General features: G+C 64.9%; 17 protein-coding genes. 4 read left to right on the forward strand and 13 right to left on the reverse strand.

All coding sequences use genetic code 11. The features are described from left to right. Positions 1–71: 71 nt before the first annotated feature. From CFB24_RS14120 to CFB24_RS14130, 3 genes are all read right to left on the reverse strand, one after another. On the reverse strand, positions 72–1,247 hold the full coding sequence (locus CFB24_RS14120; protein WP_088521281.1) for a vWA domain-containing protein: 1,176 nt from the start codon (positions 1,245–1,247) through the stop codon (positions 72–74). Positions 1,248–1,316: 69 nt separating this feature from the next. After that, the gene (locus tag CFB24_RS14125; protein ID WP_088521282.1) at positions 1,317–2,201 is read right to left on the reverse strand and encodes a transporter; all 885 of its coding nucleotides are present in this window, start codon (positions 2,199–2,201) and stop codon (positions 1,317–1,319) included. A 558-nt stretch (positions 2,202–2,759) separates the two neighbouring features. After that, the gene (locus CFB24_RS14130; protein ID WP_088521283.1) at positions 2,760–3,656 is read right to left on the reverse strand and encodes a transporter; all 897 of its coding nucleotides are present in this window, start codon (positions 3,654–3,656) and stop codon (positions 2,760–2,762) included. 396 nt (positions 3,657–4,052) lie between these two features. On the opposite strand from CFB24_RS14130, the gene CFB24_RS14135 reads away from it, so the two are divergent. Further along, entirely contained in the window at positions 4,053–4,898 is an 846-nt protein-coding gene (locus tag CFB24_RS14135) for an AAA family ATPase (protein ID WP_088521284.1), read from the forward strand. 106 nt (positions 4,899–5,004) lie between these two features. Here the strand turns inward: CFB24_RS14135 and alaS are convergent, their stop codons facing one another. From alaS to ahpC, 5 genes are all read right to left on the reverse strand, one after another. After that, entirely contained in the window at positions 5,005–7,659 is a 2,655-nt protein-coding gene (gene alaS, locus CFB24_RS14140; protein ID WP_088521285.1) for an alanine--tRNA ligase, read from the reverse strand. Between the two features lie 224 nt (positions 7,660–7,883). Continuing rightward, a complete protein-coding gene (gene recA / locus CFB24_RS14145) occupies positions 7,884–8,957 on the reverse strand; it encodes a recombinase RecA (RefSeq protein ID WP_088521286.1) in 1,074 nt (357 codons plus the stop codon). A gap of 176 nt (positions 8,958–9,133) precedes the next feature. Next, the gene (locus tag CFB24_RS14150) at positions 9,134–9,943 is read right to left on the reverse strand and encodes a dimethylarginine dimethylaminohydrolase family protein (RefSeq protein ID WP_088521287.1); all 810 of its coding nucleotides are present in this window, start codon (positions 9,941–9,943) and stop codon (positions 9,134–9,136) included. 138 nt (positions 9,944–10,081) lie between these two features. Beyond that, positions 10,082–11,653, reverse strand: coding sequence for an alkyl hydroperoxide reductase subunit F (gene ahpF / locus CFB24_RS14155; protein WP_088521288.1), 1,572 nt, complete (start codon positions 11,651–11,653; stop codon positions 10,082–10,084). A gap of 136 nt (positions 11,654–11,789) precedes the next feature. Further along, positions 11,790–12,353 carry an alkyl hydroperoxide reductase subunit C gene (ahpC, locus tag CFB24_RS14160; protein ID WP_088521289.1) on the reverse strand — a complete coding sequence of 188 codons (564 nt, stop codon included), beginning with the start codon at positions 12,351–12,353 and terminating at the stop codon, positions 11,790–11,792. Between the two features lie 166 nt (positions 12,354–12,519). On the opposite strand from ahpC, the gene CFB24_RS14165 reads away from it, so the two are divergent. After that, on the forward strand, positions 12,520–13,473 hold the full coding sequence (locus tag CFB24_RS14165; protein ID WP_088521290.1) for a hydrogen peroxide-inducible genes activator: 954 nt from the start codon (positions 12,520–12,522) through the stop codon (positions 13,471–13,473). On the opposite strand, the gene CFB24_RS23100 is transcribed toward CFB24_RS14165, so the two are convergent. Next, positions 13,464–13,943 (reverse strand): cache domain-containing protein, encoded by a 480-nt coding sequence (locus CFB24_RS23100; RefSeq protein ID WP_088521291.1) that lies wholly within the window; start codon positions 13,941–13,943, stop codon positions 13,464–13,466. The genes CFB24_RS14165 and CFB24_RS23100 overlap by 10 nt on opposite strands. 234 nt (positions 13,944–14,177) lie before the next feature. Between CFB24_RS23100 and CFB24_RS14175 the strand changes: the two genes are divergently transcribed. Then, on the forward strand, positions 14,178–15,881 hold the full coding sequence (locus CFB24_RS14175) for a methyl-accepting chemotaxis protein (RefSeq protein ID WP_088521292.1): 1,704 nt from the start codon (positions 14,178–14,180) through the stop codon (positions 15,879–15,881). Between the two features lie 332 nt (positions 15,882–16,213). On the opposite strand, the gene CFB24_RS23940 is transcribed toward CFB24_RS14175, so the two are convergent. The 3 genes from CFB24_RS23940 to cckA form a co-directional block, all read right to left on the reverse strand. After that, complete coding sequence (locus CFB24_RS23940; RefSeq protein WP_111390661.1) at positions 16,214–18,160, reverse strand: methyl-accepting chemotaxis protein; 1,947 nt, start codon at positions 18,158–18,160, stop codon at positions 16,214–16,216. Positions 18,161–18,579: 419 nt separating this feature from the next. Next, positions 18,580–19,332, reverse strand: coding sequence for a CDP-diacylglycerol diphosphatase (locus CFB24_RS14185; RefSeq protein WP_088521294.1), 753 nt, complete (start codon positions 19,330–19,332; stop codon positions 18,580–18,582). Between the two features lie 89 nt (positions 19,333–19,421). Next, positions 19,422–21,983: a cell cycle histidine kinase CckA gene (gene cckA / locus CFB24_RS14190; protein ID WP_244593100.1), complete on the reverse strand. Its 2,562-nt coding sequence runs from the start codon at positions 21,981–21,983 to the stop codon at positions 19,422–19,424. 253 nt (positions 21,984–22,236) lie between these two features. Here cckA and CFB24_RS14195 point away from each other — a divergent pair, with 253 nt between their 5' ends. Then, entirely contained in the window at positions 22,237–23,277 is a 1,041-nt protein-coding gene (locus CFB24_RS14195; RefSeq protein WP_088521295.1) for a hypothetical protein, read from the forward strand. Between the two features lie 102 nt (positions 23,278–23,379). On the opposite strand, the gene dksA is transcribed toward CFB24_RS14195, so the two are convergent. Continuing rightward, on the reverse strand, positions 23,380–23,799 hold the full coding sequence (dksA, locus tag CFB24_RS14200) for an RNA polymerase-binding protein DksA (protein ID WP_088521296.1): 420 nt from the start codon (positions 23,797–23,799) through the stop codon (positions 23,380–23,382). Positions 23,800–23,854: the final 55 nt, after the last annotated feature.

A 23,854-nucleotide genomic window follows, 5' to 3' on the forward strand; every position in this document is an offset into this window, starting at 1 on the left:
GGATTGGGAAGGGCGAGTTCCGTTCCCTCGCCCGACTTGCGGCGAGAAGGCGCCGGCGCCTTCGCTTGGGGCTACCGCGTCAACTCGCGCATGGCCGCCTCCAGCCCCTCCAGCGTCAACGGGTGCATGCGATTTTCCATGATGCGCTGGATCATGCCGATCGACTGCGTATACGGCCAATGCGATTCCGGCGTCGGGTTGAGCCAGACGGCGTGCGGCCAGCATTGCAACGCCCGCTCCAGCCAGACTTTTCCCGCCTCCTCGTTGATATGCTCGACCGAGCCGCCCTCCATCACGATCTCATAGGGGCTCATGGCGGCGTCGCCGACGAAGATCAGCTTGTAGTCGTGCGGAAACGTGTGGAGCAGGTCCCAGGTGGAGGTCCGCTCGGCATGGCGGCGCTGGTTGGACTTCCACACGCCCTCGTAAAGGCAATTGTGGAAATAAAAGTGCTCCATGTGCTTGAATTCGCTGCGCGCGGCGGCGAACAGCTGCTCGACCAGGCTGACATGCCAGTCCATCGAGCCGCCAATGTCGAGCAGCAGCAGCACCTTGGCCGCATTGCGCCGCTCCGGGCGCAGTTTCAGGTCTAAAAATCCCTGGCGGGCGGTGGCGGAAATGGTGTTGTCGAGGTCGAGTTCCTCGGCCGCGCCGGTGCGCGCCAGCTTGCGCAGGCGGCGCAGCGCCAGCTTCATGTTACGCGGGCCCAGCTCCTCGTCGCCATCCAGATCCTTGAATTCGCGCTTGTCCCAAACCTTGACCGCGCGAAAATTGCGGTTGCCGTCCTGGCCGATGCGAATGCCCTCGGGATTGTAGCCATAGGCGCCGAACGGCGACGTCCCGGCCGTGCCGATCCATTTATTGCCGCCCTGGTGGCGCGCCCTCTGCTCCCGCAAACGTTGTTTCAGCGTTTCAAACAGCTTGTCCCAGCCGAGCGCCTCGATCTGCTGTCTTTCCTCCTCGGTGAGGAATTTTTCCGCCAGCTTGCGCAGCCAGTCCTCGGGGACGCCGGCGTGCGCGGAGAGGTCTTCGCCCGGCTCCAGCCCCTTGAACACGGTCGAGAACACGCGGTCGAACTTGTCGAGATTGCGCTCGTCCTTCACCAGCGCGGCGCGGGCGAGGAAGTAGAAATCCTCGACCGACTTCTGCGCGAGATCGTGCGCCAGCGCGTCGCACAAAGTGAGATATTCGCGCAGGGAAACCGGGACCTGGGCCTCGCGCAGGGCGGTGAAGAACGAGATCAGCATGACCGGATTATGCGCCCGAATCCGGCGAAACGAAACCGCCGGCGCGCGCCGCCGGCGGTTCGCGCGCGTTCAATATTTGGCGGCGACCGTCTTGGGCGCCTCGGGGTTCCACAGCGGAATCACCGTGCGCAGCCAGCCGCGGGTTTCGTAGGTGGGATAATTGGATTTGTAGACGTCGGTGGTCACGAACGCCTGGGTGACGATCGGGCCGAAATTGTAGCCGAGGAGGCCGCCGAGCGCGAACTGGCTCTGGTCCAGCCGGACCGTTCCGACGCCGCCGGCGACGCCGAACGTGTTGGAGCCGAAGCCCACGGCGCCGATTTCCCACTTGTCGATGGTCTTGGTCAGGCCGAGGTCGTAGATCAGCGCGTCGGAGTTTTTGCGCTGGGCGGGGGTCAGGCCGGACGCCTGATTGTCGCCGACGATGTTGTAATGAATGTTGGCGGTCGCATTCCAGCCGTCGCCATGCCAGGCGAGTTCGAGCATTTCGTCGAGCGTCGTCTGATTGAAGGCGTCGCCGAACGAGCCGCCGCTGATGCCGATATAGGCGCCCTGCAGGAAGCCGATGCTGAAGCCGTTGCCCAGGCTCCAGTTGATCGAGCCGAACACGAACGGGTTGTAGAAGCCGGACTGATAGCCGCCGGCCGCGCGATTGTAGAAGCCCAGTTCAAGGACGGGTGCGGCGACGCCGAGTTCGATACGGCCGCCGGCGAGGGTCCAGGGCGTCGACCAGACGAGAACCGGGACGTCGAAATTGAAGTCGGCCGCGGCTCCGAAGCGTCTGTCGTTGCCGACGGCCGCCGCGAGATTGACGAAATAGACGCCTTCCGGCAGCGGCGTGGCGAGGTCGATGCCGGCGCGTTCGCCGGGCGGCGTGACGTAGCCCGCGAAGGCGGCGCCCGATACCGTAATGGCGCCGATGAGCGCGCCGGCAAATTTCGCGTTGAATTTCATCGTAATGTCCTCCGCATTCCGTAAATGTGCCGAGAGTTGTTTATGCAAATGTGTTCATTACGGATATGAACATCGCACATTAAGTTAATTCATTGCTGTCAAACAAAGAAGTGGCGCCAAAAGCACAATCAGAACCAAATTAAAATGCGTAAAACACTTATGCAATTAAGTCGTAGATGCTTGGACTAAAGCATAGAAACGTCAAAGATGTTTATCGCCGTATTCAGAAAAATCCAGCAAAATAAGCATGTTGGTATCTGTGTGTCTCACTGCGGCGGTCGGGGTTGGCGTGACTGAGAGACGTCGGGACATTTTTCAGAATCCCCTGAGTTGTTGCTCATGAAAACGCGAGGTATGAACGAAAAAGCTGGAGACCGAATGAGCGCGGAAGCCGCCGAAAAGGGGAGGCGGCGTGCTTGCGGCGCGAAGGTCGGAAAAGCAAAGCGCCGGCGGAAAACCGCCGGCGCAAGAGGAGGGCAAAACAAAACCGCCGATGGAGGGCCATCGGCGGTCGGGAATAAGCGGTCAGGCGCGCGGCCTGACCGGATGAGACGAATCTCAGTACTTGGCGACGACGGCCTTCGGGGCTTCCGGGTTCCAGAGCGGAATGATCGTGCGCAGAACGCCACGGGTTTCCTTCTGGGCGTAACCCGAGGTGGTCACGTCGGAGGAGACGGTCGCCTGGGTGATGACCGGGCCGAAGTTGTAGCCGATCAAGCCGCCGAGCGCGAACTGCGACAGTTGGACATAGGAGGCGCCAGCAGCGCGGCGCGGCGTACCGACGTCGGTCGACCCGTAGCCGACGATGCCGATTTCCCACTTGCCCAGGGTCTTGGTCAGACCGAGGTCATAGTTGAAGTAGTCGGCGTTCTGCTTGGTCCAATAGCCGGCGGTGTCGTTGTCGCCGACGATGCCGTACATCAGGTTCGCGGTGGCGTTCCAGCCGTCGCCGTGCCAGGCGAGCGCGAGTTGCTGGTGGAACGTGGTCTGGTTCAGCGGGTCGCGAACCGCGATCACCCCGTTGTTGTCATAAACGTGGGTGCCGGTGATGCCGATGTAGGCGCCGGCGAGGTAGGACACGGAGAAGCCGTTGCCGAGGTTCCAGGCAATCTGGCCGGCGACGAAGGGGTTGTAGAGGCCGCGCTCGTAAATGCCGCCACGCGAGGAGGCGGAGATCACCGGAACGGCGCCGAGCAACTGGATGCGGCCGCCGAGAACGCTCCACGGGGTCGACCAGGCCAGGATCGGAACGTCATAGTCGAAGGCGTTGTCGGTGTTCGAACCGCGCCAGGAGCCGACCGAACCGATGTTGAGGAAGTACACGCCTTCGGGCAGCGGCGAGGCGAGGTCGAGACCGGCGCGTTCGCCGGGCGGGGTGACTGAGCCAGCCAGAGCGGCGCTCGAGAAGGCGACGGCGCCGAATGCCGCGGCGGCGAACTTAGCGGTGATTTTCATTTTGAATACCCCTCCCGAGGGCTTCAGTGACACATCAAATCATTTCGCCCGGTCGCCTATAGGTTGGCCGTTTGGCGTTACCGGGTGCTTCCGAGAGCTTCACAATAGTGCAGCCATCTTGCGCAAAGAAGACGTTTCCGCCTCGATCCGACCGCTATTGGGCCAAAACGGGCCATTCTGGGACGGCTCGTTGTAGAAATGTCACAGAAAGTTCGCGCCAGAACCGCAATTACGCGTCGTTTCAGGCGCGCAATGCTCCGCAGTCTCCGCCTTTAGGATGAGATTTGCTTGTATTTCATGCCTTTCGCAAGAATCACGGCCGGAGATTCGAGGCGTCCGCTTGCTCCCGCCATGTTGCGGCGCCACAATTGTCCGATCTTTACTGCGGAAGGCCCCATGCGCTTTACTGGATCGGACAGCTATATCGCCACCCGCGACTTGCAGGTCGCCGTGAACGCCGCGCTCGCGCTCGAACGCCCGCTGCTGGTGAAGGGCGAACCGGGCACCGGAAAAACGGTGCTGGCGGAGGAGGTGGCGGCGGCGTTGGGCGCGCCGTTGCTGACTTGGCACATCAAGTCCACCACCAAGGCCCAGCAGGGCCTTTACGAATATGACGCGGTGTCGCGCCTGCGTGATTCGCAACTCGGCGATCCCCGAGTCGCCGACATCGGCGCCTATATCAAACGCGGCAAGCTTTGGGAGGCGTTCGATTCGGAGGCGCGCTCCGTCTTGCTGATCGACGAGATCGACAAGGCCGACATTGAATTTCCCAACGACCTGCTGCTCGAACTCGACCGCATGGAGTTTCACGTCTACGAAACCGGCGCGACCGTGCGGGCGAAGCGGCGTCCCCTGGTCATCATCACCTCGAACAACGAGAAGGAGTTGCCCGACGCGTTCCTGCGGCGCTGCTTCTTCCACTACATCAAGTTTCCGGACCGCGAGACGATGGAGGCGATCGTCGCGGCGCATTTTCCCGATTTGAAGAACAATCTGGTGGAGGAGGCGCTGCGGTTGTTCTTTCAGATCCGCGAGGTTCCCGGCCTGAAGAAGAAGCCGTCCACCTCGGAATTGCTGGACTGGTTGAAGCTGCTGCTGTCGGAGGACATCACGCCCGAGCAATTGCGTGAGTCCGACCAGTCGAAACTGATTCCGCCGTTGCATGGCGCCCTGCTCAAGAATGAGCAGGACGTGCATATGTTTGAACGGCTGGCGTTTTTACACCGGCGGGAAAAAAGGTAGCCCGCGCCGCCCCTCTCTCCGCACGTCGAAGATGAGGTGCTCGCGGCCACCCTTGGAAGCTCGCGGCGCGCCTTGGAAGCTCGCGGCGCGCTTGGAGAGGGGCGCGTTACGCGCCCGCGCGTTGCGCCAGCGCGATCGCCACCGCGTCGAGCGCCGCATCGGCGGCGGCGCCGTCCGGCCCGCCAGCTTGCGCCATGTCGGGGCGGCCGCCGCCGCCCTTGCCGCCGAGTTTTTCCGAAGCCAGGCGCACGAAATCCACCGCGTTGAATTTCTGAGTGAGATCGGGCGTCACCGCCACCACCACCCCCGCGCGTCCGTCCTCGGACACGCCGACAATAGCGACCACGCCCGAGCCAACGGCTTGTTTGGCTTCGTCGGCCAGCGACTTGAGGTCCTTCATCTCGACGCCGGTGACGGCGCGCGAGAAAAATTTGACGCCCGCGATCTCCTTGATCGGCTGTTCCGCCGCGCCGCCGCCGCTCATGGCGAGCCGCTTGCGCGCATCGGTCAGCTCGCGCTCAAGCTTCTTGCGCTCGTCGAGCAACGTCGAGAGCCGGTCAGCCGCATCCTCGACGGGCGCGCGCAACAGGCTGGAGAGGTCGTGCAACACGCGCGCCTCCGCGTTGAGATGCTTGCGGGCGCCGTTGGCCGTCTTGGCTTCGATGCGCTGCACGCCAGCGGCCACGGCGCTGCGGCCGACGATCGACACCAGGCCGATATCGCCGGTGCGGCGCACATGGGTGCCGCCGCACAGTTCGACCGAAAAGGCGTGGTTCTGGCCATGCCCCATTGAGACCACGCGCACTTCGTCGCCGTATTTCTCGCCGAACAGCGCGCGGGCGCCGGACTCGATCGCCTGATCGACGTCCATCAGCCGGGTTTCGACGGCGCCGTTCTCAAGGATCACGCGGTTGGCGATCTCCTCAACCTCCGCCAGTTCCTGATCCGTCACGGGCTTGGGATGGGCGAAGTCGAATCGCAGCCGGTCCGCGGCCACCAGCGAGCCCTTTTGCGCGACATGATCGCCCAGCACCTGGCGCAGCGCTTCATGCAGCAGATGGGTCGCGGAATGGTTGGCGCGAATGGCGGCGCGCCGCGCGACGTCGACGTCCAGCTCCAGCGCGGCGCCGAGTTCGAATTCGCCCTCGACCACTTCGCCCTCATGGACGAAGAGATCGCCGACTTTCTTCAGCACATTGTCGACGCGGAATTTTACGCCCGAGGCGTGCAGCAAGCCGGTGTCGCCGACCTGACCGCCCGATTCCGCATAGAACGGGGTTTGGTTGAGGACGACAAAGCCTTTTTCGCCCGTCGTCAGCTTCGGCTGTTCCGCGCCGTCGCGCACCAGAGCGACGACCACGCCTTCGGCGCGTTCGGTCTCATAGCCCAGGAACTCGGTGGCGCCGACGCGGTCCTTGACAGAGAACCAGATGGTTTCGGTCGCCGCCTCGCCCGAGCCGGACCAGCTCTTGCGCGCTTCCGCCTTCTGGCGCGCCATGGCGGCGTCGAAGCCGTCCTTGTCCACGCCGATTTTGCGGGCGCGCAGCGCTTCCTGCGTCAGGTCGAGCGGAAAGCCATAGGTGTCGTAAAGCTTGAAGGCGACTTCGCCGGAGAGGTTCTGACCGCTGGTGAGATCGCGCGTCTCGTCGTCGAGAATGGTCAGGCCGCGCGCCAGCGTGATGCGGAAGCGGGTTTCCTCCAGCTTCAGCGTTTCCTCGATAAGAGATTGCGCGCGGACCAACTCCGGATAAGCGGCGCCCATTTCGCGCACCAGGGCGGGGACGAGGCGCCACATCAGAGGATCGCGGGCGCCGAGCAATTGCGCGTGGCGCATGGCCCGGCGCATGATGCGGCGCAGGACGTAGCCGCGGCCCTCATTGGACGGCAGGACGCCATCGGCGACCAGGAAGGCCGACGCGCGCAGGTGGTCGGCGATGATGCGGTGGCTGGCGCGCATCTCGCCGTTCGGCTCGACGCCGGTGGCGTCCGCGACGGCGCGAATCAGCGCCTGGAACAGGTCGATATCGAAATTGGAATGCACGCCCTGCATCAGCGCGGCGATGCGCTCCAGGCCCATGCCGGTGTCGATCGACGGGCGGGGCAGGGGGATGCGCTGGCCCGGCGCGACCTGTTCATATTGCATGAACACCAGATTCCAGAATTCCAGGAATCGGTCGCCGTCTTCGTCAGGGCTGCCGGGAGGGCCGCCGGCCAGCGTCTCGCCCTGGTCGTAGAAGATTTCGGAGCAGGGGCCGCAGGGGCCGGTGTCGCCCATCGACCAGAAGTTGTCGGAGGTGGCGATGCGGATGATCCGGTCGTCGGAAAAGCCCGCGATTTTCTTCCACAGGCCGTAAGCCTCGTCGTCGTCATGATAGACGGTGACCAGCAGGCGGTCCTTCTTGAGGCCGAACTCCTTGATGATCAGCTCCCAGGCCAGCGAGATGGCCTGCTCCTTGAAATAGTCGCCAAAGGAGAAATTGCCGAGCATTTCAAAGAAGGTGTGATGGCGCGCGGTATAGCCGACATTGTCGAGGTCGTTGTGCTTGCCGCCGGCGCGCACGCATTTCTGCGACGATGTGGCGCGCACGTAATCGCGCTTTTCCGCCCCGGTGAAGACGTTCTTGAACGGCACCATCCCCGCATTGGTGAACATCAGCGTGGGATCGTTGCGCGGCACCAGCGGCGCGGACTCCACCTTGGCGTGGCCGTGCCGCGCGAAATGTTCCAAAAAGGTGGACCGGATTTCGTTGACGCCGCTCATGGAATGCACTCGAGCCCTTATGCCTTGTCGCCTTGCTCCGCCGCCGCTTAGGCGCATCGCGTTCACAAGGCAAGCGGCTCTATCTAATGGAGGGGCGCGGCCGAGTCGAGATCTCCCTGCGCCGCAGAGCGGCGCATCGTTGGCCCAGGACGCGTGAACCTGCGCGTCCCGGCAGGTTCACGCCGCAAAACAACGGGGGCGGCGGCAGGCGGCGGGCCGCCGGCCTATTCCTCGTCCTCGGACGAGGGTTCGATGTTTTCGAGAATCTTCTCGGCGATCAGGCCGGCGTTTTCGCGAATCGTCTGCTCGATTCGCGCGGCGGCTTCCGGGTTCGCGCGCAAAAACGCCTTGGCGTTTTCACGGCCCTGGCCGAGGCGCTGGCTGTCGAACGAGAACCAGGCGCCGGATTTCTCGACCACGCCGGCCTTGACGCCGAGGTCGACCAATTCGCCCATCTTGGAAACGCCCTCGCCATACATGATGTCGAACTCGACCTGCTTGAACGGGGGCGCCACCTTGTTCTTGACCACTTTGACGCGCGTCTGGTTGCCGGTGACTTCCTCGCGGTCCTTGATCGAGCCGATGCGGCGGATGTCGAGGCGCACCGAGGCGTAGAATTTCAGCGCGTTGCCGCCGGTGGTGGTCTCCGGCGAACCATACATCACGCCGATCTTCATGCGGATCTGGTTGATGAAGATCACCATGGTCCGGGACTTGGAGATCGAGGCGGTGAGCTTGCGCAGCGCCTGGCTCATCAGACGAGCCTGCAGGCCGGGCTGGACGTCGCCCATTTCGCCGTCGATTTCCGCCCGGGGAACCAGCGCGGCGACGGAATCGATCACCAGCACGTCAATGGCGCCGGAACGCACCAGCGTGTCGGTGATCTCCAGCGCCTGCTCGCCGGTGTCGGGCTGGGAAATCAGGAGATCGTCGAGTTGCACGCCAAGTTTACGCGCATAAACCGGGTCGAGCGCGTGTTCGGCGTCCACGAAGGCGCAGACGCCGCCGCTCTTTTGCGCCTCAGCGATCGTATGCAGCGCCAGCGTGGTCTTGCCCGAGGATTCCGGTCCGTAAATTTCAACGATGCGGCCGCGCGGCAGGCCGCCGACGCCCAGGGCGATGTCGAGGCCGAGCGAACCGGTGGAAATGGTTTCAATCTCCATCACGGGCTGGTTCTTGCCCAGCCGCATGATCGAACCCTTGCCGAAGGCGCGTTCAATCTGGGAGAGAGCGGCGTCGAGGGCCTTGGTCTTGTCCACGGAGGTTCCTTCCACGAGGCGAAGATTCGCTTGCGACATCGGCCTGACCCTTCTGGCATGTTTGACGCGGCTCATGCAACCGCCGCAGGCTCAATGTACGTCCTTTGTTCTTATTTACAAGTTCTTTTTTTGTTCGCGTTCCCGGTTGTGGCGGAGCGACCGCGCGGTTGTCCCGCGCAGCTTGGGCAAGCCCGGAAATCCTCGTGTTGCGCGGGTCAGATCCGTAGCGTCAGGCATTTGGCCGCGCCTCCCGCCTTGATGAATTCGCCAAAGGGCAGCGCGACCGGCGTCAGGCCTTTCGCGCGCAATTTTTCGCGCAGAACCGGGCTGGCGTCGTTGAGCAGCAGCGAGTCGCCGAGGGCCACGGCGTTGCAGCAGAATTTCGCCGCATCCGATTCGTCCACCGCGATCCGCTGGTCCGGCGCCGCGCGCGCTTCGATCGCCGCGCGCGAATCCTGATCGAACGCGCCCGGGAAATACAGCAGGACGCCCCCGGGCAGCGGGCAGAAGCAGGTGTCGAGGTGATAGAAGCGCGAGTCGATCAGGCGCAGCGGGATCGTCTCCCGGCCGAACGCCTGCGCCACGAGCGGCGCCACCGCCGCGTCGGAGCGGAAGCCGTGGCCGAGCCATATGACGTCGCGCGATTCGTCGAGCAGGGCGTCGCCGGCGCCCTCGAAACAGGTTTCGTGCGGCGGCGCGACCACCTCAAACCCGGCCTTTTCGAACCAGGAGCGGAAAAGTGGCTCCTCGCCGCGGCGCTGCGGGCAACGGAACCGGCTGAGCAGCGCGCGCGCGCCGATCACGAGGCCGGCGTTGGCGGTGAAAACGAGGTCGGGCAGTCCGGGGTGCGGCGCGATCAGGCTGACATCGGCCGCGCGCGCCAAGGCGTCTCGCAACGCCGTCCATTGCGCCCGCGCCGCTGCGGCGTCGGTGTGGCCGGTCTGTCCCTCCATCCAGGGGTTGATCACATAGGACACGCCGAAAAAGTCCGGCGGGCACATCAGAAAGTGCGGTCGGTTGGTCACTGGCGCTCGCTGGGGGCGTTCGATGTGCGGGAAAGGCGGCGATCGTCGCGCCGTCGTCCGACAGATGGGGCGCGCGCGCCAAAGATCAAGAGCCCGCAAACGGGCGTTTGCGGGCTCGGTAGCGGAACGGCGCGACGATCAGGCCGCTTCGGCCTGCGGCGCGAGACGGATGAGATGGTCGAAGGCCGAAAGCGCGGCCTTGGCGCCGTCGCCCATCGCGATGATGATCTGCTTGTAGGGCGAGGTCGTGCAGTCGCCCGCCGCGAACACGCCGGGCAGCGAGGTCGCGCCCTTCGCGTCCACTTCGATCTCCCCGCGCGGGCTGAGGGCGAGCGTTCCCTTCAGCCATTCGGTGTTGGGGACGAGGCCGATCTGCACGAAAATGCCTTCCAGATCCACACGATGCACCGCGCCGTCCTTGCGGTCCTTGTAGCTGAGGCCCACCACCTTGCCGCCGTCGCCGTGAACTTCGGTGGTCTGGGCGGACACCAGCACGTCGACGTTCTTCAGCGAGCGCAGCTTGACCTGCAACACCGCGTCGGCGCGCAACTGGGAGTCGAACTCGATCAGCGTGACATGGGCCACGATGCCGGCGAGGTCGATCGCCGCCTCGACGCCGGAATTGCCGCCGCCGATCACCGCCACGCGCTTGCCCTTGAACAGCGGGCCGTCGCAATGCGGGCAGTACGCCACGCCCTTGTTGCGATATTCCTGCTCGCCCGGCACGTTCATCGAGCGCCAGCGCGCGCCGGTGGAGAGAATCACCGTCTTGGCGGAGAGTGTGGCGCCGTTTTCCAGCTTCACGCCGACCAGACCGTCGGCGCCGGCGGGGATCAGGCGCGCCGCCTTCTGCAGGTTCATCACATCGACGTCATAATCCTTGACGTGCTGCTCCAGCGCCGCCGCCAGCTTGGGGCCTTCGGTGTGCGGGACGGAGACGAAATTCTCGATCGCCATGGTGTCGAGCACCTGGCCGCCGAACCGTTCGGCGACGACGCCGGTGGCGATGCCCTTTCGCGCCGCATAAATGGCCGAGGCGGCGCCGGCCGGGCCGCCGCCGACCACCAGCACGTCGAACGGCTTCTTCTCGTTCAGCTTTTCGGCGGCTTTGGCGGAGGCGCCGACGTCGAGCTTGGCCAGGATTTCCTCAAAACCCATGCGGCCCTGGCCGAACGGCTGGCCGTTGAGGTAAATCGTCGGCACCGCCATGATTTTCCGCGCTTCGACCTCCGCCGGGAACAGCGCGCCGTCGATGGCGGTGTGGCGGACGTTGGGGTTGAGCGCCGACAGCAGGTTCAGAGCCTGCACCACATCCGGGCAGTTCTGGCACGACAGCGAGAAGAAGGTCTCGAACACGTAGTCGCCCGCCAGCTCCCTGGCCTGCTGGATCGCCTCGGGCGATTCCTTGGCGGCATAGCCGCCGACATGCAGCAGCGCCAGGATCAGCGAGTTGAATTCATGGCCCATCGGCAGGCCGGCGAATCTTACACGCGGCGCTTCGCCTTCGCGGCCGATGCCGAAGCTGGGGACGCGCGGGTCGGTCCCGTCGGTTTTCAGCGAAATCTTGTCGGACTGGGCGGCGACGTCCTCGAGCAGCGACCGCATCTCCTGGGACTTTTCGTCGGCCCCGAGGCTGGCCGTCAGGGCGATGGGGGAGACGATTCGCTCGAAATAGGCGCGCAATTGGCTCTTGATGGCGTCGTCCAACATCTTGGGGCTCCTGAAGTTCGCGGCGGGGGCTTGGCCCGGCGTGGGATCGCTTTTCTTGTCGCAATTTTTTGAAAAGGCCCCGGACCGTGGTCCGGGGCCAGCCGCAGCAGAGGGGGGACTGCGGGGAGTTAGGAAATCAGATCTTGCCGACCAGGTCGAGCGAGGGAGCCAGGGTCTTGGCGCCTTCCTGCCACTTGGCCGGGCAGACTTCGCCCGGGTGGGCGGCGACATACTGCACCGCCTTGATCTTGCGCAGCAGCTCCTTGGCGTCGCGGCCGACGCCGCCGGCGGAGACTTCCAGGATGGCGATCTTGCCCTCGGGATCGACCACGAAGGTGCCGCGGTCGGCGAGGCCGGCGTCCTCGATCAGCACGTCGAAGTTGCGGGAGATCGTGTGGGTGGGGTCGCCGACCATCGTGTAGTTGATCTTCTTGATGGCGGCGGAGGTGTCATGCCAGGCCTTGTGGCAGAAATGCGTGTCGGTCGAGACCGCGTAGATTTCCACGCCGAGCTTCTGGAATTCGGCGTAGCTGTCGGCGAGATCTTCCAGCTCGGTCGGGCAAACGAAGGTGAAATCGGCCGGGTAGAAGAAGAAAACCGACCACTTGCCCTTCAGATCGGCGTCGGTCACGTCGATGAATTTGCCCTGCTTGAAGGCGGAAGCCTTGAAGGGCTTAACGGTCGTGTTGAGAAGAGACATCTGCGACTCCAGGAAATTTCTGTCCCGCCGTTCGGCTGGGGTCCGGCTTCCCGCCGGCAGACGCAACCTAGACAAGCCTCGTGATCGAGTAAAATGCAAAAAATAACTTTTAGTGATCGAAAAAAGCGATTAGACTGGCGCAAATTCCGTCAAAGTCTTGGTTCCCATGCGTAATCTCCCAACATTGCGTCAATTGCGCTTCCTCGTCGCCGTGGTGGAGCGCCGGCACTTCTCCGCCGCGGCCGAGGACTGTCTCGTCAGCCAATCCACCCTGAGCGCCGCGATTCAGGAGCTGGAGGATTTGTTGGGCGTGCGCCTGCTCGAACGCAGCAAGCGCAAGGTGATTCCCACCGCCATCGGCCTCGACCTCGCCGCGCGCGCCAAAAAACTGCTGCGCGACGCCGAGGAGCTGGTGGAGGCGGCGGAGGCCGCGCGCGATCCGCTGTCGGGCTCGCTGCATCTCGGGGTGATTCCGACGATCAGCCCGTTTCTCGCCCCGCGAATCATGCCGGTTTTGCGCGCGCAATTCCCCGAGCTCAAAGTGTTCTTGCGCGAGGAGCAGAGCGCGCCCTTGCTGGCGCGGCTCAAGAACGGCCAGATCGACGCGGCCATCCTCGCCTTGCCCTATCCGTGCGACGAGATGGAGACGGCGGAATTCGCCAGCGATCCGTTCCATGTCGTCGTGCCGCCGCGCCACCGGCTGGCCAACCGCGTCACGATTCCGCCGCAGGAAATGGCCAACGAGGATCTGCTGCTGCTGGAGGACGGCCATTGCCTGCGCGAGCACGCGCTGGCGGCCTGTTCGCTGGAGGGAGCGCGGCGCAACGCCGGCTTCCAGGGCACCAGCCTGCACACGCTGGTGCAGATGGCGGCCAATGGCCTGGGGGTGACGCTGGTCCCGGAGATGGCGGTCGCCGCCGGAATCCTGCGCGGGCTGGAGCTCAAGGCGATTCCCCTCTCCGAGGCGGGCGCGGCGCGGAAAATCGCTTTGGTCTGGCGGCCGTCCTCCGGGCGAAAAATCCTGTTTCGCCGGCTCGCCGCCGCGTTCAAGGCCGAGCTGGAGCCGGACGGCGGCGCCGTGGAGCCGTCGCCGTCGGATGGCGCCGCCGCTTATTTGTAATAACCGACGCCGCAGGCGTAATCGTCGTCCACCCGCGTCACGAAACTGGTTTTCGGGGCGGGCTTGGGGTCGGAGGGCTTGGCGAACAGATAGCTGACTTCGGTGATCTCGCCTTCCGGCTTCCGCCCGGCGGCGTAGATCTCCTGTCCGAACGCCTTGCCGGTGGCGTCCTTGAGGGTTCGGACGTCCTGGCCGAGCAGCTCCTTGGCGTTGGCATTGCCCATGGCGACGAATTTGCCGTCGGCGGCGCCGGTGCAGAACACGTAGATGTCGCCGTTCAGGAACCGGCCGCCGCCGTGATTGAACATGTCGAACGCCTGATCGCGGTTGACCTTCACCTCGTCGATCACGTTCAGCAGCATGGCCCGGGCCTCGGCGCCGTCGGCCAGGCGCGGCGACTGCTGGGCGAACGCCGCCGAGGCCAGCGCGAGCGCCGCGGCCGGCGCGGCGATGATGAATTTGAGCGCCATGTCATTTCCTCCTGAACGTGCGACGTCCGCCTTGCGCGCGCGACGGCGTGGGCGGCGTCCCGCCGGGCTTCCCCAGCTTTGGTGTGAGGCTACATCAGGGGAAATCGCGCAAACACCCCACCAAAGGAGGAGCGACAGCCTTGCCGGGGCCGGGCGCCGCCGGCGCAAGCCATGGGTAAGCTTGCCTGAATAAAAAATTGCTTTGCAAGTCATAGTGAAATTGGTTGAACGCGAATGAACAAGACACGCTCTTTTCTGCAACCCACGATTAGTCAGAAGTATATGGTCATCGCGGCGCTCGCCGTGGGGGCGATCTTGCTGAGTCTTGTCGTCGCGCTCGACCGATTCTATGAGACGCTTGAGGCGCGGTCGCGGTCGGAAATCCAGCATGAGGTCGAGCAGGCCGCCTCCATGGTCCAGGGCTTCGTCGCCGAATACCAGAGCGGCGCCTTGAGCAAGGAGGAGGCGCGGCGGCGCGCGTTCAATGCGCTGCGGCCGATGCGTTTCGACACCAACGGATATATTTTCGCCGTGGGCTTCGACGGCGTGATGGCGCTGAACCCCGCCTCGCCCAATCTCGAAGGCTCCAACACCCTGAACACCAAGGACGCGAACGGCCGCGAGTTCTTCAGGGAAATGGTCGCGATCGGCAATGCCGGCCGCAGCGGGTTCGTCGATTACACATGGCCGAGGCCCGGCAGGAGCGAGGCCGTGTCCAAGGCCGCCTATCTCATTCCGATCAAGGACTTCGACGTGATCGTGGGGTCCGGCATCTATCTCGACGACGCGGCGGCCCAGATCTGGAAGGTGATCGAACGCATCGGCCTGCTGATGATCCCGATTCTCGGCCTGTTCGTCCTGTATGTGGTCCGGGCGGGGCGCGCCTCGTCCAAGCGGCTCGGGGAAATGACCCGCGCGATGGACGATCTGGCCGGCGGCAATTTCAGCGTGGTGCTGCCGGGGCTCGACCGTCCCGACGAGATCGGCGACATGGCCCGGGCCGTCGAGGAATTCAAGATCAAGGCCGCCGACGAGGCCGCGCGCGTGGCGCAGGAGAAGGCCGCCCGCGACCAGGAGGCGGCGGCGCAGCGGCGTCAGGAGATGCTGACCCTCGCCTCGCAATTCGAAAAGGCGGTCGGCGGCATCGTCGGCTCCGTCTCCACCTCGGCGAACAAGCTCGATGTCGTCGCCAGAAGCATGGCCGCCAACGCCCATCAGGCCGAGGAGGAAGCCCAGACCGGCGCCGATGCGGCCGTGATGACCTCCAACAATGTGCAGTCGGTCGCCGCCGCCACCGAACAATTGTCCCAGTCGATCAAGGAAATAGGCCAGCAGGCCGAGCGCTCGCAGAAGATTTCGGCGGAATCGGCGACCGAGGCGGCCCGCGCCATCCAGCAGGTGGCGGATCTCAGCTCCGCCGTCGATCGCATCGGCGGCATCGTCACCATGATCTCCAGCGTCGCGGAACAGACCAACATGCTGGCGCTGAACGCGACCATCGAAGCGGCGCGCGCCGGCGAGGCGGGCCGGGGCTTCGCCGTGGTGGCGCAGGAGGTCAAATCGCTGGCCGAACAGACCGCCAAGGCCACCGAGGAAATCGCCGCCCAGATCGCCGGGGTGCAGTCCTCGACCAACGAAACGTCGAAGTTCATCGCCGCCATCGCCGAAACCACGCAAGAGGTGAACTCGATCGCCTGCGTGATCGCCGGCACCCTGGAGGCGCAGGATTCGGCGGCGCAGGAAATCGCGCAAAACGTGCTGCAAGCCTCGGAGCGCACCAGCCAGCTCAAAGCGGCGGTCGAGGATGTCCGCAGCGTGTCCCAGGCGTCGGGCTCCGCCGCCGAGGAGGTGCTGCAGTCCATCGCCGAACTGTCGCGCCAAACCGTCAGCTTGCGGTCGGAATGCGACCGCTTCCTCAACCACGTCCGCTCGGCGTAAGCCGAGGGGTTTGGCGCCCGCTTGCGAAGGCAGGCCGCCGGGCCGACTGGCCCTCAGAGCCTGTCCGGCGCGTTCGTTGCGCGCGCCGGACAGGCTCTTTTTGCGTGGGACGTCTCGGGGCAAGCGGAGCGGCGGCGCGGGGCGCTGGCGGGCAAAGTTTGACGCCTCGGTCCGGGGCGAATGACGGATGAAGGCTCGAACGGGCCATCCGAGCCTTTATCACAATGGCCGAAGCAGCATCTTCAGCGGCCGCTTCGGGGTGCTGCGGCGGTAGGACGCCCCGCGGTCGGCGCCGGGTCGGTCGACCTTTGACCGACACCCTGCACGTCTTATCAGGCGGCCCGCCCTTCGACTCTGGAACTCAGCGGCTGATCGAATTGCACGCCGGCGGATCCATCCTTGATCCAGACAATCCTCGCCGTCGCCCTGGATTGATCCTCAAATTCGAGGGTGATGCGGTCGCCGCTGACGCCGAGATGCGACGTGGCGACGACCTTCGCGCCGGTGTCCGAAATATCGATCAATTTCGTGTTGGCGCGGGCGCCGTTCGTGTGAATGACGACAGCCTCGGTCGAGAGCCGGCGCGTGGCTTCACGCCGATTTCTCACGTCACGGCTCAGATCGTTCAAGAAGCCTTCCACCGCATCGGCCAGCCTTTGCGTCGAACCGGCGATCAGATTGGTCGCGCTGTTCACGCGGCCTGCTTCGGTGTTGGTCTCGCCGATGACGGACGCGACATTCTCGACATCCGCCGAGGCGTGCTTTGAACTTGCGGACGCCTGCGATATCGCGCGGGCGATCTCTCCCGTTGCGTCGCTTTGCTGCGCGACCGACGCGGCCACGGAATTTGTCATCGAATCAATTTCGGCGACGGCGACGGTGATCGCCCTGATGTCCGTGACGGCCTGCCGCGTCGCGCCCTGGATCGCCGAGATCTGCGCGGCGATGTCATCCGTCGCCTTGGCGGTGTGCCCGGCCAGCATCTTCACTTCCGACGCCACCACCGCAAACCCCTTGCCGGCGTCGCCGGCGCGCGCCGCCTCGATGGTCGCGTTCAGCGCCAGGAGATTGGTCTGTTCGGCGATCGAGCGGATCATTTCGACGATCGCGCCGACATTTTTCGAAATATCGACGAGCCCGGAGATATTTTCATCCGTCTGGCGCGCGATGTCGGTCGCCTGGCTCGCCCTTTTGCTGGCGCCCTGAATTTGCAACGAGATTTCGTTGATGGAGGCGGTGAGTTCTTCGGCTGCGACAGAAACCGTCTGGATGTTGACGGACGAGTCGGAGGAGGCGTTCCGCGCCGACCCCGCCGTCTGGTCGGCGCGCGAAGCGACGTCCGTCAAGGTCCGCGCCGTCCCTTGCATTTTGTTTGTCTCGGAACGCATCGCGGCGACGACATCGGCGATCAGGACCCGGAACTGGCTGATCAAGCTTTCCATCGCCGACTGGCGTTGCAGTTCGTGCTGGCGCTCGGATCGCGCCGCGTTTTCGAGACGCTTCCGCTCGATGGCGTTTTCCTGGAAGACGGCGATGGCGCTCACCATGGCCCCGAATTCCTTATCGTGGCTGAAGGCTTTGAGGTCGATGGCGTTATTCCCTTTGACCATGGCCGCCATGGCCGCGGTCATCGCATTGATTGGGCTGGCGACGCTGCGCCCGATGGCGAACGCCAGGGCGCCGCCGAGCAAGATGCTGATGAGGCCGCCAATCAACGAAACGGCAATGACCGTCTTCATTTCCGAATTGGTTGCGGCTTCAGAGTCCTTGGCGCCCTGCGCGTAGTCGTCGGACAGATCTTTCGCGAACTCTGCGATCTTTGGAGAATGGACGTCGGCGGCGGCGAGGATCGCCTTCGCCTCGTTTGTGTCGAGGTTGGGGTTGTGGCCCTTGATGTCCTTGAACTGATTGACCGCCGCCTTGTATTCATCCACCGCGCGCGTTAGAGCTTCAAGTTTGGCGCGGCGACGCGGATGATATGTTTTCGCGGCCAGTTCCGCGAATGCCTCATGCGCGGACCGGAACGCCTCTTGCGCCTTGTCGTAGTCCGCCGCCTCGCCGCGGGCCAGCAGCCTGTAGAACCGGAAGCGGGCTTGATAGATCAGCTTCTCGACTTCATGATTCAGAACCTGATCGTCCTTGAAGTGCAGCATATCGGCCACGGCGACCTGGGTCGATCGCGCCGAATAGACCGAAAATCCGGCTATGCTGGCGAGCAAGAGCATCAACACGCCAAACCCGACGAGCAGACGGGCGGCAATCCTCATGTTCTGGAACATATGAAAATCCAAACCCTTCAAGCTCGCTTCGAGACGACGGCCAAAGTTTCGCCGCAACGGATGAGGAGGCGAATATTCCCAGAATCGCGGATGCGCGACGACTTGCAGTATGCGACCTTAAGTTGCTTAGCTTTGTTATTACAACCTCTAACGCCCAGTTAAAAATTTAATTTGTCTCGAATTTATGGCCAGATGACCAACGATCTCCGGGGACGCGCGCGCATCTGACCTGTGGCGGCAGGTTGAAGGACTCGTCTCGCAATTGCGCGCCGGGCGGCAGGGGGCGCGGAGAAAATTGGTGGCGCATCCTGCACCCTGCGGTCATCGACCGGTTCGCCGCCTGGACCGGCCCTCCGCTCGATTTCTGCTTCCGCCGATTTCGGCCCTTGTTTCAGGGTTCAAACCGCAGATCTCGTCCGCTAGCACCGGTGGTCGAGCAATTCCTCGGCATGGCCGTAGCCGCCGGCGTCCAGCAGCACGAATTCGCGCGCGTCGGCCTCGCCATAGCCGACCAAAGCCAGCGAATGCGCGGCCATGTTGGCGCGCGCGCCCGGCGATTCCTCGGCCACGATCTTGAACGGATCGCGCCGCAAACCCGCCTCGTCGATGCGCTTGATCCGATAGCGGTCGGCCCAGGGCGCGAGGTCGATGGTGGTCCATTTGTCGCGCGGCGGCGCATGGCGCGCCAGATAGCGCTTGAGCCGGGGATCGACGCAGGAGACGTGAATGTGCAGCTGGTCCTGGGTGCGCGCCCGCCGCGAATTGATCGCCAGCGCGTAATCGCTCCACGCCAGCGGCCGGCCGGCGCCGTTGGCGACGTAATCGCGCTGGCTCCAGGCGTAGGTCCAGGGGTTCGGCGCGTCGGGCAGCAGCAGCAGCGGGCTTTCGACGCCGGGGATTTTGCGGATCGGCACCACCAGCACGCGGGCGTGGTCCATCGGCGCGCGCAAAACGATGAAGCCGGCCTCGCGATCGACCTTGAGGCAGGGTAGCGGCAGGCCCGTCAGCCTGTCCATGGCGGCGCAGAGATTATGCGCCACCAGCCAGAGATCGCCCCTGTCGCTGGCGCGCGCGTCCTCGGCGCGGGTGACGCGGTAAAACGCCAGCCCGCCGAGCGCGATCGCGGCGACGAACGCCAATGTGAAGCCGAGGCGAAGAAGGCGCAGGATCATGCGTCGCGCGAATTCCCGGTTGATGCGTTGCGAAAGCTAAGCCTGAACGCCAAAACCGGCGAAAGTTTGAAACTTCCGCCGGCCTGAGATTACCGCATGTTGGACTTGACGGTTTCGATCAGCTGCTTGAGCGTGAATGGCTTGGGCATGAAACCGAAATCCTCGCCCTCCGGCAGGTTTTTCGAGAACGCGTCCTCGGCGTAGCCCGACACGAAGATCACGCGGGCCTTGATGCCGCGCTTGCGCAATTCGCCGAACATGGTCGGCCCGTCCATTTCCGGCATCACCACGTCGGAGACGACGAGGTCGATGCGGCCGGGATTCTCGTCCACCACCCGCAGCGCGTCGACGCCGCTCTCCGCCTCCAGCACGGTGTAGCCGCGCGAGGACAAAGCGCGGGCGCCGAACGAGCGCACCGCCTCCTCGTCCTCGACCAGCAGCACCACGCCCACGCCGGTATGATCGGCGGAGGCGGGTTTTTTCTCGGGTTTGCCCGGCTTTTCCTCCTCGACCGGCGCTTCCGCGACGGGAATGTGGCGGGTGAGGAAGATGCGGAAGGTGGTGCCGCGTCCCACGGTGGAGTCGCAATAGATGAAGCCGCCGGTCTGCTTGACGATGCCATAGACCATCGACAGGCCGAGGCCGGTGCCTTTGCCCACGTCCTTGGTGGTGAAGAACGGGTCGAAAATCTTGTCGCGGATTTCGACGGGAATGCCGGCGCCGTTGTCCTCGACCTCGACAATGACGTAATCGGCCTCGGGCAATTGCTTGTAGGCGTAGGCCGCGCATTCGCTCGCCGCCACGTTTTTCACGCGCAAAAGGATTTTGCCGCCGTCGGGCATGGCGTCGCGGGCGTTGACGACCAGGTTCATGATGACCTGCTCGAACTGGTTGAGGTCGGCCTTGACCAGCCAGAGGTCGCGCGCCTGCTTCAAGCTGACGTCGATCTTTTCGCCGACGAGACGGCGGGTGAGCATTTGCAGATCCGACAGCACGTCGCCGAGTTGCAGCACTTGCGGGCGAAGGGTCTGGCGGCGCGAAAACGCCAGCAGCTGCCGCACCAGGCCAGCGGCGCGGTTGGCGTTCTGCTTGATCTGCATGATGTCCTGGAAGGACGGATCGGTCGGGCGGTGATTGGCCAGCAGCAGTTCGGAATAGCCGAGGATCGCCGTGAGCACGTTGTTGAAATCGTGGGCGACGCCCCCGGCGAGCTGGCCCACCGCCTGCATTTTCTGCGACTGGTGCAGCTGCTCCTCGCGGTTGCGCTCCTCGGTGGTGTCGAGCACGAACACGCTGGCGCCGCGCTCGCCGTTTTCCTCGTTGGGAGTGACGAACAGGCGGGCGGATTTTCCCGTCTCCGTGAGCGCCGCGTCGATGGGGGCGTTGTCCTCGCTTCCGCTCGCGGCGTCCTGCACCGCGCGCAAAAGGCCGGAGCGATGGGCCTGCGCCACGCCCGCGAGAACGTTGCGGTCGCCGTCCGGCGCGGTGAGCGCGCCGGGCAGCAGTTTGGCGAAGGCGGCGTTGGAGCGCAGGATTTTGCCGGCGCGGTCCACCGTCGCGATGGCCATGGGGGTGGAGTTGAAGAAGCGGGCGAAGCGCACTTCCGCCGCGCGGGCTTCTTCCGCCGGTTCGCCGCCGGGCGAACGGTTGAGCGCCAGCGTGCGCGAGGCGCCCGGCGAGCCGTCGGCGCCGAACGCGACCCGGTGCAGCAGCCGCGCCGGCAAGCGCAGGCCGTCGCGCCGGCGCAGGTCGAGGTCGATCTGTTCGGTGCGCACGGTGTTGGGGCCGCCGGCGCCCAGCACCAGCAGCGAGGCGGAATCGTCGGCGATGATGTCGCGCAGGGCGAGGCCGCCGGCGCCGACCTGCGACAGGTCGAAATCGAGCCAGTCGGCCAAAGTGGCGTTCATGTAGGAAATGTTGCCGCGCGCGTCGGTCGAGAAGAAGCCGGCCGGGGCGTGATCGAGGAAGTCGATGGCGTGCTGCAGTTCCTGAAACACGTTTTCGTGGCGTTCGCGCTCGCGGGTGACGTCGGAAATGGTCCACAGCGCCGCGGGGCTGGACGTCCGCCGGCCGCCGGGCGCGGCGGCGCGTCCGGGCGCCGGGCGCTCGAGCGGGCGCACGGTGATTCGGTACCAGGCGACCTCGGCGTCGCCGATCAGGGCGGGGGTGACGCGCAATTCCTCGGCGCAGCGCTTGCCCTCGCGCGCCGCCGTCGCCAGCCGGTAGAGCGGCTCGGCCACTTCCGGGGCGCCGGCGAACAGGCGGTCGACCGTGCGCGGCCCGGTTTCGCCGCGCGCGGCGGCGGCGGGCGCGCCGGCCAGGGCGAGATAGGCGTCATTGGCGTAGATGATTCGCGATTCGCCCTCGGTCGCCAGCAGGCCGTCGGGGCTTGTGTCCGCCAGCAATCGCGCGACGTTGTCGCTGGCGCGCGTCGCATTGGTGCTCAGGAAGCCGGCGGCGAAGGCGATCAGGCCGAGGGCGCCGATGAAAGCGAGGCTCAACAGCAGGAAAAGCAGCAACATCGGAGTCTGTTCGTTAGGAAAATAGGCGAGACCCGCGAGAGCCGCGAGCGCCAGGGCGGCGACCGCCAGGACGATGAGACGCCGCGCGCCTTCGCGTTCGGCGGCGATGTGCATGGAATCAGGGCGCATGCCAGGCCTGTCATGAATGGTCGGGCGGAGCCGCCGGTCACCGAAAAAAGCGCCGGACTGCCGACGCGACGACTGGAGTTTATAGGGATTCATCACAAATAACAGCTTAAGCAGGCGGCCGTCATGAGAGAAATTGGCGAGGACTTGCATCGGCCGAGGTCAAAAATTAACCAAATTTTAACCTTTGGCGCGCGGCCGCGCCGAGCCTGCGTTATAGTTTAAGATAAATGTGGCAAAGGAGCATGCGCCGCCGATGGACGAGTTTTTGCGTAGCCATCCCTGGGTGGCCTGGGTCGGGGCTGGCCTGGCCTTCGTCGTCTTCATCATATTGCTTTTGCATATGATAAAAATCTTGTTCGAGCTGCGCCGCCGCCTGCCGGGCGGAGAGCGCTCGCGGCAATTGCGTCTGGGCTTTGTCGAAAATTTCGACCTCGACGGCGAGCGGCAATTGCTGCTGGTGCGCCGCGACAATGTCGAGCATCTGCTCATGATCGGCGGCCCCAACGACGTTCTGGTCGAATCGGGCATCGTTCGGGCCGAGGGCCGCGCGTCTCGCGGCGCGTTCGAGCCGGCGACGGCCGCCGCGGCCGCCTCGGCGCCGTCCGGGCTGGTGCTGCCGCCCGTCGCCGCGCAGGATTTGCCCTCGCCGGTTCGGCCCGAGCCGGCGGAGCGCGCGGAGGCGTCGGCGCCGGTTCGCCCGGAGATGCGGTTCGAGCCGAAATCCGAGCCGAAATTCGAGCCGGCGCCGCGACCGGAGCCGCCGTCGGAGATCGACATCGAGCAGGAGCTGAAAGCGGCGCTGGAGGCTTCGCCCTTGCTGCCGAACGAGCCGCCGTCCGCGCCGGTCGCGCCGCCGCCGACTCCGCTTCCGTCGTTCACGCCGCCCCCGCCGCCGTCGTTCGCGCCGCCGCCGGAGCGTCCGGCGACGCGGTTCACGCCGCCGCCGCGCCCGAGCTTCCGGGCTCCGTTGCCGCCGCGATCCCCCGGAGCGCCCTCGGGCGCGTCTGGCGGGGAGGCGCCGACCCGGCCGCGCTTCGTCATCCCGCCGCTGGCCCGCCGCAACGCGCCGCCGCCGCCGCCCGAGCCGGTTGCGCCCGAGACGCGCGCCCCGGTCCCGCCGGCGCCGGAGGAGAGCAACGATCTGTTCGCTCCGCTGCCGGGTCCCGCCGCGGCGCCCGCGCCGCAACCGGCGCCCGAGCCGCCCCCGCCGCCGCCGCGCACGGATTCGGACACGCTGGAGTCGCTTGAGGAGGAGATGGCCAAGCTGCTGGGACGTCCGACCCACAAGCCTTGAAGACACAAAAAAGCCGCTTCGGGTCGAAAACCCGGAGCGGCGTCATGATTTTCGATCTTTGCGGCGTCCAGTCCGTCGCGGTCAATGCGCGCGCGGCGCTCGCTAGTCGTCGCGATAGACGCGCTCGCGGCGCTCATGCCGCTCCTGCGCCTCGATCGAAAGGGTGGCGATCGGACGGGCGTCCAGCCGTTTCAGCGAAATGGGGTCGCCGGTCTCCTCGCAATAGCCGTAGCTGCCGTCGTCGATGCGGGTGAGCGCCGCGTCGATCTTGGAAATCAGCTTGCGCTGGCGGTCGCGGGCGCGCAACTCGATGGCGCGATCGGTTTCGGATGAAGCGCGATCCGCGATATCCGCGTGATTCTCGCTTTCGGCCTGCAGCGCGGCGAGCGTTTCGCGCGCCTCCTGCAGGATTTCGTCCTTCCACTTGAGCAGTTTTCGGCGGAAATATTCCTTCTGACGATCGTTCATGAACGGTTCGTCGTCGGACGGGCGGTAGTTCTCCGCTGCAATGTCCGCGGCCATGCTTGCATTCTCCCAACCCTAACGCGCGGCCTATATATATCGGGCCGTCTGCGGG

This window comes from Rhodoblastus acidophilus, assembly GCF_900187365.1.
Classification (GTDB): Bacteria; Pseudomonadota; Alphaproteobacteria; order Rhizobiales; family Beijerinckiaceae; genus Rhodoblastus; species Rhodoblastus acidophilus.

Excerpts from the sequence above, each read along its gene's own strand:
- CFB24_RS14130 (WP_088521283.1), bottom strand. The coding sequence starts at position 3,656 with ATGAAAATCACCGCTAAGTTCGCCGCCGCGGCATTCGGCGCCGTCGCC.
- CFB24_RS14135 (WP_088521284.1), top strand. The coding sequence starts at position 4,053 with ATGCGCTTTACTGGATCGGACAGCTATATCGCCACCCGCGACTTGCAG.
- CFB24_RS14175 (WP_088521292.1), top strand. The coding sequence starts at position 14,178 with ATGAACAAGACACGCTCTTTTCTGCAACCCACGATTAGTCAGAAGTAT.
- ahpC (WP_088521289.1), bottom strand. The coding sequence starts at position 12,353 with ATGTCTCTTCTCAACACGACCGTTAAGCCCTTCAAGGCTTCCGCCTTC.
- CFB24_RS23940 (WP_111390661.1), bottom strand. The coding sequence starts at position 18,160 with ATGTTCCAGAACATGAGGATTGCCGCCCGTCTGCTCGTCGGGTTTGGC.
- recA (WP_088521286.1), bottom strand. The coding sequence starts at position 8,957 with ATGTCGCAAGCGAATCTTCGCCTCGTGGAAGGAACCTCCGTGGACAAG.
- CFB24_RS14125 (WP_088521282.1), bottom strand. The coding sequence starts at position 2,201 with ATGAAATTCAACGCGAAATTTGCCGGCGCGCTCATCGGCGCCATTACG.
- CFB24_RS23100 (WP_088521291.1), bottom strand. The coding sequence starts at position 13,943 with ATGGCGCTCAAATTCATCATCGCCGCGCCGGCCGCGGCGCTCGCGCTG.
- alaS (WP_088521285.1), bottom strand. The coding sequence starts at position 7,659 with ATGAGCGGCGTCAACGAAATCCGGTCCACCTTTTTGGAACATTTCGCG.
- CFB24_RS14120 (WP_088521281.1), bottom strand. The coding sequence starts at position 1,247 with ATGCTGATCTCGTTCTTCACCGCCCTGCGCGAGGCCCAGGTCCCGGTT.
- cckA (WP_244593100.1), bottom strand. The coding sequence starts at position 21,983 with ATGCGCCCTGATTCCATGCACATCGCCGCCGAACGCGAAGGCGCGCGG.
- CFB24_RS14165 (WP_088521290.1), top strand. The coding sequence starts at position 12,520 with ATGCGTAATCTCCCAACATTGCGTCAATTGCGCTTCCTCGTCGCCGTG.
- ahpF (WP_088521288.1), bottom strand. The coding sequence starts at position 11,653 with ATGTTGGACGACGCCATCAAGAGCCAATTGCGCGCCTATTTCGAGCGA.
- CFB24_RS14185 (WP_088521294.1), bottom strand. The coding sequence starts at position 19,332 with ATGATCCTGCGCCTTCTTCGCCTCGGCTTCACATTGGCGTTCGTCGCC.
- CFB24_RS14195 (WP_088521295.1), top strand. The coding sequence starts at position 22,237 with ATGGACGAGTTTTTGCGTAGCCATCCCTGGGTGGCCTGGGTCGGGGCT.
- dksA (WP_088521296.1), bottom strand. The coding sequence starts at position 23,799 with ATGGCCGCGGACATTGCAGCGGAGAACTACCGCCCGTCCGACGACGAA.